This window comes from Actinomadura sp. J1-007 (assembly GCF_009793335.1).
In the GTDB taxonomy this organism is placed as follows: Bacteria; Actinomycetota; Actinomycetes; order Streptosporangiales; family Streptosporangiaceae; genus Spirillospora; species Spirillospora yumaensis.
On sequence record NZ_WING01000001.1, the window covers coordinates 5,707,901 to 5,724,951 of the forward strand.

At 72.5% G+C, this 17,051-nt stretch carries 13 protein-coding genes and 2 tRNA genes; 5 read left to right on the plus strand and 10 right to left on the minus strand.

Features of this window, described 5'->3' with window-relative positions; all coding sequences use genetic code 11:
* Window positions 1–171: 171 nt before the first annotated feature.
* Window positions 172–1,368 carry a site-specific integrase gene (locus GEV43_RS25990; RefSeq protein ID WP_160822950.1) on the plus strand — a complete coding sequence of 399 codons (1,197 nt, stop codon included), beginning with the start codon at window positions 172–174 and terminating at the stop codon, window positions 1,366–1,368.
* Between the two features lie 303 nt (window positions 1,369–1,671).
* Here GEV43_RS25990 and GEV43_RS25995 read toward each other — a convergent pair.
* Together GEV43_RS25995 and GEV43_RS26000 are read right to left on the minus strand one after the other, a co-directional pair.
* Window positions 1,672–1,744, minus strand: a tRNA-Lys gene (locus tag GEV43_RS25995).
* Between the two features lie 75 nt (window positions 1,745–1,819).
* On the minus strand, window positions 1,820–2,389 hold the full coding sequence (locus GEV43_RS26000; RefSeq protein WP_160822951.1) for a response regulator transcription factor: 570 nt from the start codon (window positions 2,387–2,389) through the stop codon (window positions 1,820–1,822).
* 206 nt (window positions 2,390–2,595) lie between these two features.
* Between GEV43_RS26000 and GEV43_RS26005 the strand changes: the two genes are divergently transcribed.
* On the plus strand, window positions 2,596–3,393 hold the full coding sequence (locus GEV43_RS26005) for a carbon-nitrogen hydrolase family protein (protein WP_160822952.1): 798 nt from the start codon (window positions 2,596–2,598) through the stop codon (window positions 3,391–3,393).
* Here GEV43_RS26005 and GEV43_RS26010 read toward each other — a convergent pair whose 3' ends face one another.
* Window positions 3,394–3,942 carry a hypothetical protein gene (locus GEV43_RS26010; RefSeq protein ID WP_160822953.1) on the minus strand — a complete coding sequence of 183 codons (549 nt, stop codon included), beginning with the start codon at window positions 3,940–3,942 and terminating at the stop codon, window positions 3,394–3,396.
* Between the two features lie 139 nt (window positions 3,943–4,081).
* Window positions 4,082–6,637 (minus strand): tetratricopeptide repeat protein, encoded by a 2,556-nt coding sequence (locus GEV43_RS54005; RefSeq protein ID WP_160822954.1) that lies wholly within the window; start codon window positions 6,635–6,637, stop codon window positions 4,082–4,084.
* 745 nt (window positions 6,638–7,382) lie between these two features.
* Between GEV43_RS54005 and GEV43_RS47310 the strand changes: the two genes are divergently transcribed.
* Complete coding sequence (locus tag GEV43_RS47310; protein ID WP_175250134.1) at window positions 7,383–8,504, plus strand: hypothetical protein; 1,122 nt, start codon at window positions 7,383–7,385, stop codon at window positions 8,502–8,504.
* Here the strand turns inward: GEV43_RS47310 and GEV43_RS26025 are convergent.
* The 3 genes from GEV43_RS26025 to GEV43_RS26035 form a co-directional block, all read right to left on the minus strand.
* A tRNA-His gene (locus GEV43_RS26025) sits at window positions 8,497–8,572 on the minus strand. The genes GEV43_RS47310 and GEV43_RS26025 overlap by 8 nt on opposite strands.
* An 85-nt stretch (window positions 8,573–8,657) precedes the next feature.
* A complete protein-coding gene (gene orn / locus GEV43_RS26030; protein ID WP_160822955.1) occupies window positions 8,658–9,260 on the minus strand; it encodes an oligoribonuclease in 603 nt (200 codons plus the stop codon).
* Between the two features lie 54 nt (window positions 9,261–9,314).
* Window positions 9,315–9,974 (minus strand): pyridoxamine 5'-phosphate oxidase family protein, encoded by a 660-nt coding sequence (locus GEV43_RS26035; RefSeq protein ID WP_160822956.1) that lies wholly within the window; start codon window positions 9,972–9,974, stop codon window positions 9,315–9,317.
* A 54-nt stretch (window positions 9,975–10,028) separates the two neighbouring features.
* Between GEV43_RS26035 and GEV43_RS26040 the strand changes: the two genes are divergently transcribed.
* Window positions 10,029–11,429 carry a PLP-dependent aminotransferase family protein gene (locus tag GEV43_RS26040; protein ID WP_160822957.1) on the plus strand — a complete coding sequence of 467 codons (1,401 nt, stop codon included), beginning with the start codon at window positions 10,029–10,031 and terminating at the stop codon, window positions 11,427–11,429.
* A gap of 3 nt (window positions 11,430–11,432) precedes the next feature.
* Here GEV43_RS26040 and GEV43_RS26045 read toward each other — a convergent pair whose 3' ends face one another.
* Window positions 11,433–12,194: a hypothetical protein gene (locus tag GEV43_RS26045; protein ID WP_175250135.1), complete on the minus strand. Its 762-nt coding sequence runs from the start codon at window positions 12,192–12,194 to the stop codon at window positions 11,433–11,435.
* Between the two features lie 400 nt (window positions 12,195–12,594).
* Between GEV43_RS26045 and GEV43_RS26050 the strand changes: the two genes are divergently transcribed.
* Entirely contained in the window at window positions 12,595–13,734 is a 1,140-nt protein-coding gene (locus GEV43_RS26050) for a phosphotransferase family protein (protein WP_160822958.1), read from the plus strand.
* A gap of 51 nt (window positions 13,735–13,785) precedes the next feature.
* Here the strand turns inward: GEV43_RS26050 and GEV43_RS26055 are convergent, their stop codons facing one another.
* Window positions 13,786–15,264: an RNA polymerase sigma factor gene (locus GEV43_RS26055; protein WP_160822959.1), complete on the minus strand. Its 1,479-nt coding sequence runs from the start codon at window positions 15,262–15,264 to the stop codon at window positions 13,786–13,788.
* Between the two features lie 240 nt (window positions 15,265–15,504).
* Complete coding sequence (locus tag GEV43_RS26060) at window positions 15,505–16,989, minus strand: RNA polymerase sigma factor (protein WP_160822960.1); 1,485 nt, start codon at window positions 16,987–16,989, stop codon at window positions 15,505–15,507.
* Window positions 16,990–17,051: the final 62 nt, after the last annotated feature.

A 17,051-nucleotide genomic window follows, 5' to 3' on the forward strand; every position in this document is an offset into this window, starting at 1 on the left:
GGCTGCATCAACCCACAGACAGGAAGACCCTGGGGGAGCGCGTGCCCGAAGCTGTCTCGCGGGGGTCGGCACGGCAGCTGGTACATCCGGCTGGAGCTCCCGCCCGGACCGGACGGCCGACGCAGGCGGGTCCGGCGCGGTGGCTTCCCGACGCGCAAGGCGGCCGAAGAGGTGCTGGCCGAGCTCCGGGCGCCCGGTCAGGGTGATGCGGGCTCGGGGCTGGTCACGGTGGGGGAGTGGCTGGCGCATTGGCTGGCCACCCGTACCCGTGCGTCGTCTACGGTGCGTGGGTACGCTAGTCACGTCCGGCTCTACCTGGATCCGTACCTGGGCACGATCCTCCTCACGGAGTTGTCGGTGTCGCAGGTGCATGCGATGTTCACCGCGATCGCCCGTCAACACGAAGCCGACGGCAAGCCGGTAACCCCGGCGACGCTCAACCGGATCCGGGCCACCCTGCGGGCGGCGCTGAACGCCGCGATCCGCCAAGGGCTGCTCACCGACAATCCCGCCTCCCGCGCCGAACTCCCAGCGGCGCGGCGGCCCCGCGCCGTCGTATGGACCGCAGCCCGGGTCGAGTACTGGCAGCGCACCGGGGAACGCCCGCCGGTGGCGGTGTGGACCGCCGCGCAGACCGCCGAGTTCCTGCACGCCATCCGCGACCATCGCCTGTATGCGGCGTTCCACTTGATCGCGCTGCGCGGGCTGCGGCGCGGTGAGGCGGCGGGGCTGCGCTGGTGCGACATCGACCTGGACGAGGGCGTCGCGGTCATTTCCCAGCAGCTGCAGCAGTACGACGGGTACCTGACGGCCTGTCCGCCCAAGACGGCCCGCAGCGCTCGGGTGGTCGCGCTGGACCGCACGACCGTGGCAGCGCAGCGCGCCCGCCGTCGCCGCCAACGGCAGGAGCGGGCGGTGTACGGCGAGGGGTTCCGCGACAGCGGGTATGTGATCACCTGTCTGAACGGTGATCCCATGTCTCCGGACCGGCTGACCCGCATCTTCCAGCAACTGATCAGCGAACATGGGTTGCCGCCGGTCCGGCTGCACGACTTGCGGCATGGTGCGGCGACGTTGGCGTTGGCGGCGGGGGTGGAGTTGAAGGTGGTGCAGGAGATGCTGGGGCATTCCAGCATCGTGCTGACCGCCGACACCTATACCAGCGTTCTGCCCGAGGTCGCTCACACCGCCGCAGAGAAGACCGCGGCCCACGTTCTCAAGGCCGGACGGCTCGTCCCCGGAACCAACCGAACTCGTCGACGTCCAACCACAGGGAAGAAACGGCGCGGACGCAAGAACCGGTCCGGACGGGCGAACCGTTCCCGGGCGCATCCAGCGCGTCAGATCAGCCGACCACAGCGGCGCTGAACCAGCGCCATAGACGGCTGCGGCCCGTCGGCCCGTAAATGCGTGCTCAGAGCTCTGTGAGCTCCCTGTCCTTGCCGTCTGAGAAACGAAAGGGCTAATCGAAAACTCTGACGTGTCGGGCTGGCATGGGGTCGACGCGCGCTTACGCCTGCCCAGGATGAGGGGTGAAGCCGGTGAGCGTGGTGGGGGAGGTGTGCGCCTGATATGTGCCGGAATGTCCGGGACACAGGCTGGCCTCAGTGTGGCCCCATATGCGAGCAGCGACGACTTCAGGGGCGGATGTCGTCGCTGGTGGGAGCGGGGTGCGCCGTCAGGGACTTGAACCCCGAACCCGCGGATTAAGAGTCCGCTGCTCTGCCAATTGAGCTAACGGCGCTTGTCTGGAGGGGCCCTCGGGGGTCCCTGGCGACAGGAAGAACATTAGCAGGAGGCGGGGAGCTGCGCGAATCGGTTAGTCCTGGGCGGGGAGGACGCTGACCATGCCGCGCCAGAGGGCGATGGCGGTGGCGCGGGAGCCGACGCCGAGCTTGGAGTAGATCCGGTTGACGTGGTTCTTGACGGTCTTCTCGCTGAGGAAGAGCTGGCGGGCGATCTCGCCGTTGGAGCGGCCGGAGGCGATGAGGTCCATGACCTCGGCCTCGCGGGCGGAGAGGCCGAGGGAGACGCGGGAGGCGTCGCGGAGGCTGCGGATGAGGTCGCGGACGGTGAACGCGCCGGGGGTGAGGTGGCCGCAGGCGCCGTTGCGCAGGGCGGTGGGGACGGTGGGGTCCTCGGGCGCGGCGAGGAGGAAGACGCGGGAGGAACGGGAGAGGGGGGCGGCCTGGGAGGCGGCGGCGGGGTCCAGCAGGACGATGTCGGGGCGGAGGCGTTCGGCCAGGCGGGCGGCGTCCGGGCCGGTGGAGGTCTCGGCGATGACCTCGAGTTCGTCGCTGGTCTCGAGCAGGGAGATGACATCGGCGCGGGCGTGGGGGTTGCCGTCCACCACCAGGACGCGCAGGGGGGCCGTTTCGTCGACACTCATCCCGTCTCCGGCGTGTCTTTGACATTTATAAGGTCGGAGCATAACCGGCCGATCAAGCGGAGGCGAGACTCCTGGGGCGGGTGGAGGGCTCGTTGGCGAAGAAGACGAAGAACGCTTCCGGGACGGGGCCTCCGTTCATCAGCGCGAGAGGGTCCCCCGCCGGGGCACTGTGACGGCGGCCGGGGGCTCGGAACGAGGAGGGTGAGATGGTTCAGGTTGCGGTGGCGCAGTACGCGCCCGGGCTGGACAAGGAGCGGAACCTGGCGGAGGCGCGCCGGCTGGTGGACGAGGCGGCGGGCCGGGGCGCGCGGGTGATCGTGCTTCCGGAGTACGCGGCGTTCACGGCGCCGAGGATGGACGAGCGGTTCGTGGAGTCGGCCGAGCCGGTGGACGGCCCGTTCGTCACGGGGCTCGCCGAGGCCGCGGCCCGGCACGGGGCGCACGTCGTCGCCGGGCTGAACGAGCGGCTGGACGAGCCGGGACGGATCTCCAACACGCTCCTGGCGGTCGGGCCGTCCGGGATCGCGGCCCGGTACCGCAAGGTCCATCTGTACGACGCGTTCGGCTACAAGGAGTCGGACATCGTGCGGCGCGGCGCGGTCGCCGATCCGGAGACGTTCACCGTGGACGGCGTCACGTTCGGCATGCAGACCTGTTACGACGTGCGTTTTCCGGAGATGACGCGGCGGATCGTCGACGCGGGCGCCGACGTGCTGGCCCTGCCCGCCGACTGGGTGCCGGGGCCGCTCAAGGAGGACCACTGGGTCACCCTGGTGCGGGCCCGCGCGATCGAGAACACGATCTACGTGGCCGCGGCCGACCAGGCGGGCCCGACGGGCGCCGGCAACAGCATGATCGTCGATCCGATGGGCGTCGTGGTGGCGTCGCTCGGCGAGTCCACCGGCACCGCCGCAGGGGAGGTCTCCGCCGAACGGATCGCCGAGGTGCGCAAGAAGAACCCGGCCCTCCGGCTCCGCCGCTTCACCGTGGCGCCGACCCCTTAGTCAGAGCGGGGGGAGGTCTTCGGTCACCGCGTTCAGCAGGTCGGTGATCAGGCGCGTGGCGGCGTCGGGGTCCTCGGTGATGTGGTTGATGTGGTCGGCGAGGAGGAAGACCGTCGCCTCCAGGGCGATCAGCTCGGCGCGCAGCCACGGGCCGTACTGGCGCCGCCAGAGCGTCGGGCTGACGCCGATCGCGGCGGCGACCATCATCCCGGCCATCGTGGGGATGGTCTCGGGCTCGATGCTCCTGGTCATCATCCGCATCGTCCCGACCACGTACGGCAGGACGTACTCGATCACGTCGCGTTCGAGGTGCTCGTGCGCCTGCCGGAGCCACTCCACGTACAGGTAGATGAGCGTGCACGCGCCGTCCAGCACGTCGTTGGCGCCCTCGGAGTCGAACGACCGGAGGAACTGGTCGATCAGCCGGTGCTGCTCGGGGTCCATCTCGGGGCGTTCCGACTGGAACCCCTTGATCCGCGAGTCGATCAGCAGCAGCGCGGCGCCCACGTCGCCGATCGGCGCCCGTCCGGGACTGAAGCGAGATGACACGTCGTCCTCCTCAAGGGCGACCGGCGCGGCCGACGGACCGCCACCCGCCCACCAGATGCTAGGAGCACGCTAGAGCGTCAACCGGTCACTGTCCGTGCCAACGCCCATATGAGGGGGTTCCTCCCGGTCCCGGCAACGGTCACGGCTGATCGGGTTCCGACAGGCGCTGGAGGGACTCCCGCGTTCGGCGGGTGGTGGCGTGCTCCGGGCCGAGGATCCGTTCCTGCGCTTCCAGAACGGCTCGCAGCTCGGCCTCGCTCTCGTCGCGGAGCCCGCGGTCGTGGAGCACCCCGGCCAGGAGGGTACGGGCCGTGAGCGTGATCGGGTGCTGGGCGCCGAGCACGTCCGCGCAGAGCCCGATCACGGCGCGGGCCTCGTTCTCCGCGGCCTCCAGCTCTCCCAGGGTGCGTTGCAGGGCGGCGATGCAGTGCCGGGTGCCCAGCGTGTCGGGGTGCCGTTCGCCGCGCAGCTCCGTCTCCGCGGCCAGCAGGGCGCGGTGCTCGGCCATGGCCTCCGCGTGCTCGCCCTGCTCGGCGAGTACGTGCCCGAGCTGGTGCCAGGTGCTGAAGACGTTCGGATGCCGGTCGCCGAGGGCCCGCCTGCACCGCTCAAGGATGTCGCGGTACTCGCGCTCGGCTTCGGCGAACTCGCTCCGTTCGCGCAGCAGCCCGGCCAGGCAGTGGCGCGTCTGCAAGGTCTCGGGGTGGTCATGGCCGAACACCCTGGCCTGCACTTCGATGACGGCTCGGTGCTCGGCCTCCGCCTCGGCGAGTTTGCCCTGCTGGTGCAGGGCGTGGCCGAGCTGGTGCCGTGTCCGCAGGGTCTCCCGGTGCTCGTCGCCGAGGAGCCGGCGGCGCGCCGCGACGACCGTTGCGTACTCGGCCTCGGCCTCCCGCGTCCGGCCCCTCAGGTTCAGGACGGTGGCCAGGTAGTGGCGGGTCGCCAGCGTGTTCGGATGCAGCTCTCCGAGAACCCGCTCCTCCATCTCCAGGACCGACCGGTACTCGTCCTCGGCCTCGGCGTACCGGCCGCGCGTTCGGAGGAGGCCGGCGAGGCAGTAGCGCGTGGCCAGCGTCTCCCGGTGCTCGTCGCCGAGGGTCCGCCTCTCGACCTCCAGGACGGCCCGGTGCCCCTCCTCGGCCTCGGCGAGCCGGCCGAGCCGTTCCTCCACGTGCGCGAGCTTGTGGCGGATCGCCAGCACGAGCGGGTCCTCGGCGCCTCGCGCGTCGGCCTCCAGCCGCAGCAGCTCCCTCATCTCGGCCTCCGCCTCGGCGTTGCGGCCGTTCGAACCGACCTGCTCGGTCAGGCAGAGGCGCGTCGCCCGCGCGTCCTCGTGGTCGGCGCCGAGCTTGCGGATCTCGACGTCGAGCACGGCCCGGTGCTCCGCTTCGGACTCGGCCAGGCGGCCCCGGTCGCCGGCGATGTGGGCCAGCAGGTGGCGCGAGGCCAGGAGGGAGCGGTGGTCGGGATCCAGCAGCCGCCGCCGGACGGCGAGGACGTTCCGGCACAGTTCCTCGGCTTGCTGGAACAGGCCGCGGTTCCAGAAGTAGTTGGCGCATCCGTGTGCGGCCTGCGCCGCGTCCAGCAGAACGGAGTCGGTGGCCTGTGCCGATCTGGGCCCCGACACGCTTTCCAGCAAATGGACGCAGTGCGGTGCGAGGAGTCGCCAATGCAGCCAATCGCTGGGGTCGAGCGCATTGAAACCCAGCTTCTTCGCGGCGTTCTTGACGAGGGTGACGGCCGCTTCAAGATAGTCGGCAGACTGGCCTTCGGTCTCTGCGACGGTCCTGTTGGCGTCCCGGACGACGAGATGCAGGCGCAACTGCTCGGCGGAACCGTCCTTGCCCGGCCCGTCCATTTCGATGAGTCCCACCGAGGAAAGGGCTTGCAGCGCCGTCCAGATCTCCTGCCCGCCGATGCCGCCGAACAGCGCGGAGCCGGACATCCGCTCCGCGTCCAGAACGGTGCGATAGGGGACCGGTGCGTCGGCGAGAAACGACAGCAGCCGCAGCAGCGGACGCGCCCTCGTCGCGCCCTGCCGTTCGATCAAGTCCACGGACAGTTCCCACGTCCTGTCGATCAGGACGCGGGCCTGGTCCTCGGTGAGGGCGGTGTCCGCGCCGGACGCCGGGAGGAGATCCGTCAGACGGCCCCGGTCGAGGGCGTCGCGGTATCCGGTGTAGCTCCTGATGTCGTCCTCGCCCGCGAACTCCACGGGCCGCGCGTTCGTGTGCGCCAGGTAACCCCCTGCCAGCCGGAGCGCCAGCGGAAGCCCGCCGAGCCGTCGCGCCAGCGCCAGCGCCTCGGCCCGCGCCCCGGCGGACTCTCCGGCCCGGTCGAGCAGCACCGTGACCGCGTCCTCGTCGGGCAGCACGTTGAGCGGATGCCCGACCCACCACGGCCCCCAGCGGTCCATGTCGCCGTCGCGGCTCGTCGCCAGAACCATGCCGAGCGGGGACGGAACGGGCCGGATCCAACCCGTACCGGCCTTGGGCGACCGCCCCTGGACGTCGAGGACCGCGAGGTCGTCGGCGTTGTCCACGACCAGCAGCCACCGGCGGTCGAACCGGCCGAGCCGCTGCCACAGCAGGTCGGGCGCGTCCCCTCGCCCAGCTCCGCCGCCGTGATCCCGAGCCTCCGGCAGAGCCGGTGGACGCCGTCCTGGAAGCGGGCCGCGGACGAAGCGGAGATCCACCACGTCTCCACGCCCTGCGAGACCGCGCGCCAGGCCACCTCCAGCGCGACGCTCGTCTTGCCGCACCCGCCGAGCCCCGTCAGCACGCGGGCGTGGGACACCTCGCGTTCGTCCCACACCTCGGCCAGTTCCCCGACCAGCGCCTCGCGTCCCCGCAACGGAAAACGGTCGTCGCGCAGCCCGAGCGGCGGGGCGATCGACATCGGCTGTTCCGCGGAGCCGTCCCGACGATGATCCACGGACCTCACCCCCTGCCCGCAACGAACATAAGCCGTCCGCCCACCCCCCGAAACCCTCCTCCGTCCCATCCCACAGCCACCCGCGAGAGCCGTGAAGTCCCGTCTCGCTCTTTCCGCGAGCCGTGGCCGGAGGGACGTTCTCGCCGCCGCTCGGGCGTGGATTCGCTCGGCTGGTCGGCCACAGAACACACGGGACTGAGCGCCTTGGTCCGGAGAGCCGTCGCGCGAGGGCGTCTCGCTTGCTTGAGCCCCACCGCCATGCCCCGGCTTGATGCCGCGAGGCTTCGGGGAGGTCGCCGGCCGGTGACGGAGCCGGGCGCATGCTTCGGACGGAGCTCGACCCGGAGGGCGACCTTTGGGGAGGAGCGCGTCGGCAGACCAGATAGGCCCTGCTCATCTTTGGGATGAGCAGGGCTTTTCGCATTCATCGGTCAATGGGGCTGCTCACAGGTGCAAAAATGGTCGGATCCGAGCACAGGCGGCAAATCCGACCAAGGGGACCGAACGTGACGGTCGTCGTCATCCAACCTTCAGCCGGCAACGCCGCGTCCAGGCGTCGGTGGGCCGACACTTTGGGGCAAGAAGTCCAGTTCATCGGCCCGGAGCGTGAGGGCCGCCTCTCTGAGGAACAGCGTCAGCAGCTGTTGGAGCTTCATCCGTCAGGGCGGGCCCGGTTCTGGGGAGCCAGCTCGTTCCAGAACAGCAAGATGGCGCGCGTGCACTTCGGCGATGTCGTGCTGTTCACCGGCCAGAAGAAGGTCTGCGGCATCGGTGAGGTCGGCGTCCTCTTCGATAACGCGGCTTTCGCTGACACCCTCTGGACGCCTGACAAGGACGGGAGCTGGAACAACGTCTACAGTCTTCTGAGCTTCCAGCCGACGGAGATCCCCTACGAGGAGATCTGGGCGCTACCGGGCTTCAACGAGGGTGACAACTTCATGGGGCTCCGGATACTGGACGACGGCAAGACGAAAGCGGTGCTCCAGGGACTCGGGATCACTCCGTCCACCAGTCTCCAGCAAGACCTTGCGCGGGAAGAGGAGGTTGCTCGGGCACTCGTCCAGGGCACGCAGGTGGTGGACTTGGAGAACGTCCGCACCACTCGGGCCGGCTATCAGGTTCACGAGCGGCAAGTGCTCGTTCACAGGGCGGAGGCTCTGCTCGTCCGCGAGTACGTCAACAGCCTGGAAGGGTGCGAGACCGGAAGGTTGCGGACACCGGTCGGCATCACCGATATCCACGTCACGGGGCCTGACGGGACAGAGATCATCGAAGCCAAGCGCGGCTCCGACCACCGCTATGTGCGTGATGCCCTAGGACAGCTTCTCGACTACGTCGTCCACAGCCCCGAACCGGCCGACAGGATCTCCGGACTGTTCCCTGAGAAGCCGGCCGAGGTCTCCATCGCCCTCCTCCACCGGTACGGGGTGGACTGCCTGTACCGCCAGGGGCCGGGATCTTTCCAGCGGCTCCCGCGCCGCTGGAAACCCGTGAGCACATGGCGAAGGTCTGGACAGGCGGCTGAGGGTGGCGATCCCAGAATCGGACACCGAAGATTGTCGATCATGGGTTGTGAGACGAGAAAGGGCCCGGCCACCCTTGGTGGCCAGGCCCTTTGCCTGGGGTGAGTGAGGGGACTTGAACCCCCGACATCTTGGACCACAACCAAGTGCTCTGCCAGCTGAGCTACACCCACCGTGGCCGGGATCGCTCCCGGCTTTCGTTAGTGTAGCGGCTTTCGGGGGGTGGTTGGCGACTCGGTTTCGGCCGGGGCGGGGTGGTCAGTCGGAGGCGGCGATGACCTGGGCGGCCAGGCCGCGGGCCGTGTCGGAGTCGGGGCCCGGCTGGGCGACGAAGACGGCGGCGCGGTAGTAGCGCAGTTCCTGGATGCTCTCGGTGATGTCGGCGAGGGCGCGGTGGCCGCCCTTCTTCTCCGGGCTGGCGAAGTAGACCCTCGGGTACCAGCGGCGGGCCAGTTCCTTGATGCTGGAGACGTCGACCATGCGGTAGTGCAGGTGGGCGTCCAGGGCCGGCATGTCGCGGGCCAGGAACGAGCGGTCGGTGGCGATGGAGTTGCCGCACAGCGGGGCCTTCTTGGCGTCCCGTACGTGCTCGCGGACGTAGGACAGGACCGCGTCCTCGGCCTCGGCGAGGGTGACGCCGCCGGCGAGGACGTCCAGGAGGCCCGAGGTGGTGTGCATGTCGCGCACGACCTTGGACATCTGGGTGAGCGACTCGGGCGGAGGCTTGATCACGACGTCGACGCCCTCGTCGAGGATGTTGAGCTCGCTGTCGGTCACCAGAGCGGCTATCTCGATCAGCGCGTCGTTGCGCAGGTCGAGTCCCGTCATTTCGCAGTCGATCCAGACCAGCCGCTCGTTCATGGCCTTCACCCTACGACCATGAACGACTGCGCGGGGCATCGAGTTTCGATGGATCTAGCTGGTCGGGGTGGCGCGGCGGGCGATGTGGGGAGGGACGGGGACGCCCGGAGGGAGGCGCGGGTCGGGTTCGGGGGCGTCCAGGACCTGGCGGACGGGGAGGACGCCGGCCCAGAGGTCGAGGGCGTAGTCCTCGTCCTCGTCGATGGGCGGGCCCTGGCGGACCTTGACGGAGGCCTCGGTGAGGGGCAGGGCCAGGACGGTGGTGGCGGCGAGTTCCTTGCGGGTGGGGAGGCGGGCGTGGTCCCACTGGCCCGGGGCGAGGCGCTCGGTGATGGCGCGGAGGCCGGCGAGCTTCTCGTCGGGGTCGGTGACCGGGCGGGGGACGCCGTAGATGATCGCGCTGCGGTAGTTGAGGGAGTGGTTGAAGACCGAGCGGGCGAGGACGACGCCGTCGAGGTGGGTGACGGTGACGCAGACCTCCTGGGACGGGCTCGCGGCCAGGCTGGACGCGCCCGTGGAGCCGTGCAGGTAGAGGGTGCCGCCGATGCGGCCGTAGCCGGTCGGGATGACGCGGGGCGATCCGTTCACGACGACGCCGAGGTGGCAGACCATGCCCTGGTCGAGGACGGCGTCGAGGTCGGAACGGGTCGTTCCGGCGCGTTCGGCGTGGCGGCCGAGGCGGGTCCGGTCGGTCCGGGACAGCGGTGTTTCCATGTGGCTCTACGCTAGAGGGGGAGTGGCCTGGTCAGTAGGGCCACTCGGTGCCGAATGCCGGAGACCACTTTGCCTCGCCCGCTCGACCTGCCGCTGACGGTGGACCGGTCCGACGGCGCGTCCATGAGCGCGCAGCTCGTCGGGCAGCTCCGCGCGGCCCTGGCGGAGGGACGGCTCGCGGCGGGCGAGCGGCTGCCGTCGGGGCGCGCGCTGGCGGGAACGCTCGGGGTGAGCCGCACGGTGGTGACGGAGGCGTACGAGCAGCTGTACGCCGAGGGGTGGCTCGAAGGCAGGCACGGTTCGGGGACGTACGTGACGGAGGGCGTCGCCGCCCGGCCGCCGGAGGGCGCGGCGCCGGGCGTGCCGGGGCCGTGCGGGGACGGGCCGCCGAGGCGGGGCGCGGGGACGATCGACCTGCGGCCCGGCATCGCGTGGATCGGGATCCTCGACACGCCCGCGTGGCGGCGCGCCTGGCGGCTCGCGGCGCGGATGCCGCCCAGGGTGCCGAGGCAGGACCCGCACGGGCTGCCGGGGCTGCGGGCGCTGCTGGCCTCCTACATCCGGCGCAGCCGGGGCGTCGCGTGCCCGGTGGACGGCGTGCTCGTCACGCGGGGCGCGACGAGCGGGCTGGACCTGCTGGCCGCGGCCGTGCTGCGGCCGGGCGACCGGGTCGGGATCGAGGAGCCCGGCTACATGCGGGCGCGCTCGGTGCTGGCGGGGCGCGGCGCCGAGGTGGTGCCGTGCCCGGTGGACGAGCACGGGCTGGTCGTCGAGGGGCTCCCGGACGACCTGCGCCTGGTCTACACGACGCCGTCGCACCAGTACCCGCTGGGCGGCGTCCTGCCGGTGGCGCGGCGGCGCGCGCTGCTCGCCTGGGCGCGGCGGAACGGGGCGCTGGTCGCCGAGGACGACTACGACGGGGAGTTCCGGTACGACGTGGCGCCGCTGCCCGCGCTGTACGGCCTGGACCCGGAGGTGGTGGTGTACCTCGGGACCACGGCCAAGACCCTCACCGCGGACATGGGGGTGGGATGGCTCGTCGCCCGCCCGGACCTGGTGGCCGCGGTCGCGCGCCGCCGCGACGAGCTGAACGACCGGACGCCGCTCGTCCCCCAGGAGGCCCTGCGGATCCTGCTGGAACGCGGCGACCTCGAACGGTACGTCCGCCGGATGCGGGCCGAGTACGCCCGCCGCCGTGAGGCGGTGGTCGAGGCGCTCGGCGGGCTGCGGCTGCGCGGCGACACGGCGGGCCTGCACGTCGTCGTCGACCTGCCCGCCCCGGTCGTGGAGCGGGTCCGGGACGGGGCGGCGGAGCGCGGCGTCCTCGTGCAGACCCTCGACCCGTACCACTCCGGCCCGGCGCGCGTCACCGGGCTCGTCATCGGCTACGGCGCGGCCACGCTCGCGCAGCTCAGGACGGGCTGCGCGCTGATCGCCGACCTCGCCGCCCGGTAGGGGTCAGCCGACGGGCGAGGGCGAGTTGTTCGGCGACAGGGTCGTGGCCGGGCGGATCGGCTCGGGCGTCCTGGACGGGTCGGGCGAGCGCGACGGGTCGGGTGAACGGGTCGGCTCGGGCAGGGGCGCCGGGACGCGGTCGGCGGGCCGGGCGCGCCTCGGGATCATGCGGGTGGCGGTCTCCTCGGCGGGGACCGGGCGCGGCCGCGGGATGGCCGCGAGGGGCGTGTCGGGCCCGGTGACGCGCCGCACGTCGATGCCGCCGGGATCGGGGCGGTCGGTGCCCGGGATCTGGGAGGCGCCGAAGTGGCCGCCCCGCGCCCAGTCCCGGCGGGTGCGGCGCGCGTGGTACGACTGCGGCGACGGCAGGGGCGGCCCGGCGGGCCAGCGGCGGGCGATGCCCCAGGTGTCGAGCCAGCGGACGATCGGGTCCAGCCCGGCCATGATCGTTCCGGTGAACGGCTCGGTCGCCCGGCCGATGACCACGATCTGGGTGCAGACGCGCCCCTCGTGGCCGGGGTCGCCGAGGAGCCGGGCCGCGCGGGTGGCGGGCAGGAGCTGGACGACGTCGCCGGAGCAGGGGTTCCAGATCAGATGCGGGAGCCTGCCGTCCTTGACCAGGTCCGCGGCGAGGGAGCGGGCCGACACGGCGCGGGGGTCGGACTCGCTGCTGAACCACACCACGCGGGGCGCACCCCCCTGTAGCGCTCCGCCGTCCTGGTGCGCGGGCACGCGTGCGGCTCCCGGCAGCCATGCGTCTGCCACGGTGCGTTCCTTTCCCATCGGGCGGGCTGGGCCCGGATGGTCTAGCCCCTCGTTCGTGGCCCGGGCGCGGACGCGCGAGAGTCCGGCCTGCCGCCGTGGGCCGGTTTCGGCGGCTTTGGCACCCCACGTGGGGTTAGATCCCAGTCTGATCGGGTGTCGTCGCTGTTGCGTACCCCTCCGGGGTTGTTAATCCACCTGGCGTCACCCCGTTCCTGCCACCTCCCCGCCGGGAACGGCCGTGGACGGCGCGTCCGCGCAGGTCACGGGCTGCTCCCGGATGATCGTCAGGTGATCACGGGCAGCGGCCGGAAGTGGCCGGAAGATTACCGTCCGCACCTGTGAACCGATTGGCGGGGGAGGGGTTCCCCGCGCATACCGAGCCGCGTTCTAATGTGGCGTCATGACCGTTGACGCTGAACTCCCGGCCGGGGTACCCGGCATCGACGTCCCCCGGCTGGCCGGCTGGCTGGCGCGCGCCCTGCCCGGGTCCGGGCGGATCACCGCGATCGACCTCATCGCGGGCGGACGGTCCAACCTGACGTACGCCATCACCCTGGACGGCGGCGACACCGGCGCGGGCGGCGGCACGGGCGCGGGCGGCGGCGGCACGGAAGGCGGCAGGAGGATCGTGCTGCGGCGGCCTCCGCTCGGGCACGTCCTGCCGACCGCGCACGACATGGGCCGCGAGTACAAGGTGCTGTCCGCGCTCGGGTCCGGCAGCGACGTGCCGGTGCCGACCACGCTGGCGTTCTGCGAGGACGAGGACGTCATCGGCGCGAAGTTCTACCTCATGGACTTCGTCGAGGGCCGCGTCCTGCGCACCCGGGAGGACGCCGCCGACCTCGCGCCCGAGCAGGCCGCCGGGCTCAGCGAGGCGCTCGCGCGGGCGCTCGCCGCGATCCACACCGTGGACGTCGAGGCGGTCGGGCTCGGCGGGTTCGGCCGGCCGAGCGGCTACATGGCGCGGCAGCTCAAGCGCTGGGGCAAGCAGTGGGACGGCTCGCAGGAGGCGATCAGGGCGACCGGGACCGTCCGGGACCTGCCCGAGTACGACCGCCTCGTGGCCCGGCTGGACGAGCGGCTGCCCGCCGACGCCCCGGCGCGGCTCGTGCACGGCGACTTCCGGCTCGACAACGCGCTGGCCCGCCTCGAACCGCGCCCCGAGATCGCCGCCGTCGTGGACTGGGAGATGTCGACGCTCGGCGACCCGCTGTCCGACCTCGGGCTCACGCTCGTCTACTGGGCGGAGGCCACCGACGAGCGGCTCCTGCCGGTCGGCGCGACGATCACCACGGCGCCCGGGTTCCTCACCCGGCGCGCGTTCGCCGAGCGGTACGCGGCGCTCACCGGCTACGACCTCGCCGACCTCGACTTCTACGTGGCGTTCGCCCGGTTCAAGCTCGCGGTGATCCTGGAGGGCATCCACGCCCGCTACCTCCAGAACGCCACGGTCGGCGAGGGGTTCGACAAGATCGGCGAGGCCGTCCCGACGCTGCTCCAGGGGGCCCACGCCAACCTGGACAGCCGTTCCCCCTGGTGACCCGGCGGCACGGGACGGGCCGTACGGGACGGGCCGGGCGCTGCCGGGCGGTCAGCAGTAGGAGACCGCCGCGGCGCCGGCCGGGGCGAACGAGACCGCGCCGTTCTTCTCGCCCCAGCACAGGGTGTTGGTGCGCTCGACGGTGACCCCGGTGGTCTCGCCCGGCGTGAGGTGGCCTCCGCCGCCCGCGCGCAGGTCCCCGTTGACGCCGGCGACGCGCCAGTCGACCGGCCCGCCGACCGCCGTGATCTTCACCGTGCAGCGCTTGGCGACGTCCATGTCGCAGCCGGCGACGGCGAGGCCGCCGGGGGCCGGGGGACGCGGCTTGGACGGCGCCGGCGGGTGCGGACGCGAGGGCTTGCGCGTCGCGGTCTTGGACGGCGTCGGCTTCTTCGTCGGCGTCGGGCTCGTGGTCGTCGGCGACGGCGACGCGCTGGTGGGCGCGGGGTCGCTGGGCCGTCCGCTGGACGGGCCGGACTCCATGGACGGCGCGCCGCCGGACCCGCCGGCCCCGGGTGCCGGACCGTCCGCGGACGTCTTCTCGCCCGTCCCGCCGCCGAACGCCGTGAACGACACCGCGATCAAGGCGATCACCGCGATCCCGCCCGCGACGGCCAGCAGGATCGGGCGGCGGTGGCTCGCGGGCGCCCGGTCGCGGGCGCGGGCGGAGGCCGGCTCGTAGGGGAGCGGCCACCCGTACTCGTCGAACGGCTCGGTCCAGGCGGCGATCGCCCTGCGGTTGTCGGCCCGGTCCTCGGCGGTCGCGGCGGTCAGCACGTCCAGCCGCAGGTCCGCCGGGACCGCCGCGATGGGCAGGACGGACAGCAGCCGGTCGACGGGCAGCGGCGGGGTCTCGCGCGACCCGCACGCCGGGCAGCTCGCGACGTGCCGGACGAGCGACGCGGAGGTCTGCGGCGAGAGCGGCCACGACTCGGTGAGCGCGGAGACGCTCGGGCAGTCCTTCCAGTGGTTCTGCGCGATCAGCGCCGCGTGCAGCGCGTCGGCGAGGTCGTCGCGGGCCTCGGCGACCAGGCGCGTGGTCTCCTCGGCGGGCACGCCGAAGATCCCGGACAGGTCCACCGCGTCCAGCTCGTGCCGTACGGCGAGGTCGATCGCCTCGCGCTGGCGGCCGTTCAGCGCGGCGAGGGCGCTGTGCGCGAGCAGGCGCCGCTCCTCGCGGCGGGCGAGCTGCTCGGCGCTCAGGCCGTCGTCGGCCTCGGGCGCCTCCTGCCCGGTGTGCCGGTTCGGGCTGTCGCGCCGCCGCATGCACTCCTTGCGCGCCACCGCGTACAGCCAGCCGCGCAGCCGTTCGGGCTCGCCCAGGCGGGCGACGTGCTCGCGCGCGGAGATCAGGCAGTTGCGCAGCGCCCCCGCCGCCTCCACCCGGTCGCGCAGCAGCCCGTGGCAGTAGTCGTAGAGGAACGGGGCGTAGGTGTCGTAGACCTCGGTCAGCGCGATGACGTCGCCGGTGCGCAGCGCGTCGGCCAGCCGCTGGTCGTCGAACCCGCCGGCACCAGGCCCTCCGGCCACGGGATCCTCCCAGGTGAATCGGTGTTTCGGACACGCCCCCGGTGAGCGCCGACGCTTGACCGGCCGCTCTGGTTGCCCGATCTTGCCACCAGTTGCCCGAGATTTCTCCGTTTGGTCCCCGATTTTGTGATCAATGGCCTACGCGCCGTGGCCATCTCCCCTCGTGGGACGCCGGTTTCGACGTTCGATGTGATCTGGCGCACATCATTCGTCGGGAACGGCGCGCTTCGCGGACGATGCTCAGCCGCCGGCGCACTGCCAGGAGACGGGCGCGGAGCCGTTGGGGGAGAAGCGGACGAAGCCGTTCCCCGAGGAAGGGCAGTCGGCGATCAGCCTGACCGTGACCGTCTCCGAGGCGCCCTTGGAGAGCCGTCCGCCGCCTACCGCGCTGAGGCCGCTGCTCGTTCCGGCGACCGACCACGTGACCGGGCCGCCGACCGCGTGCACCGAGACGCCGCACGAACCGTTCTGCACCGTGATGGTGCATCCGCCGCTGGTCGCCAGGCGGCCGGGCTTGGACGGCTCGCTGGGCGGCGGCGTCGCGGACGGCCGCTGGGGAGCGCGGGTGCGCTTCGTACGGCTCGGGGTGGGCGTCGTCGGCGTCGGCGTGGGGGACGTGGTGCTCGGCGTCGGCGTCGGCGACTCGCTCTCGGTGGGCGACTCCGACGGCGCGGCGGACGGGTCGGGCGCCGAGGTGGTGCCCGCGGGCGACCCGGCTCCGGCGCGGCCGTCCGACGAGTCGGGCATGACCATGAACGCGCCCGCGACGATGACCAGCACGATCACCGCCGCGGCGACGGCGGGCCACAGCTTGGGCGGGGCGGCGCGACGCCGCCGGCCCTCTCCGCCCCCGCCGCTCTCCACCGGAACGGGCCAGCCCCAGGTGTCGAACGGCTCGGCGCTGCCCGCGGCGCGGGCCAGCTCCCCGGCGAGCGCCGGGTCGGTCGCCGTCGCGAGCACGCGCCCGCGCAGGTCGGTGGGCATGAGCGCGACCGGGAGCACCTGGAGGAGGCGCGCGGTGGAGACGGTGCGGTCGCGGCGTTCGGCGCAGACCCGGCAGGACGCGATGTGGCGGACGAGCCTGCGGGACACCGGCGGCGTCAGCGGCTCCTCGCCGTCGCCGGCCAGCTCCGCGACGTGCGGGCAGTCGTCGCGGCCCGTGCGGGCGATCACGGCGGCGGCGAGCGCGTCGTCGAGCCGGGCGCGGGCCGTCCCCGCGAGGTCGGTGGCCTCCTGGGCGCCGATGCCGAGCGCGCCGCCGATCTCCGCCGCGTCCAGGCCGTGCCGCAGGAGCAGGTCGAGGGTCTCGCGCTCGCGGCCCCGCAGCCCGGACAGGGCGCCGTGGACGAGCCGCCGCGTCTCCAGGCGGTGCGCCCGCTCTCCGGCGTCGAGGAAGACGTCCTCGACCTCCGGGGCCTCGTGCCGTTCGGCGGGCCGGTCGGGGTCGGCGAGGCGGCGCAGGCACTGGTTGCGGGCCAGGGCGTACAGCCAGCTCCGGAACCGTTCGGGCTCCTGGAGCAGGCCGATGTGCGTGGTGGCCGCGATGAGCGCGTCGTGCAGGGCGCCCGCCGCCGAGTCCTGGTCGCGCAGCAGCGCGTGGCAGTAGTCGTAGAGCCGGGCCGCGTACCGGTCCATGAGGTGGATCAGCGCGCCGCCGTCGCCGGACGCCAGGGTCTCGGCCAGGCGCTCGTCGTCCGCGCGATCGAGACTGGGCCAACCGGACACGAGGTCCTCCCGTGGCAGATGGTTCGGGCCGTCAACGGCTCGCCTGCGCGGCGCGCGGTCTC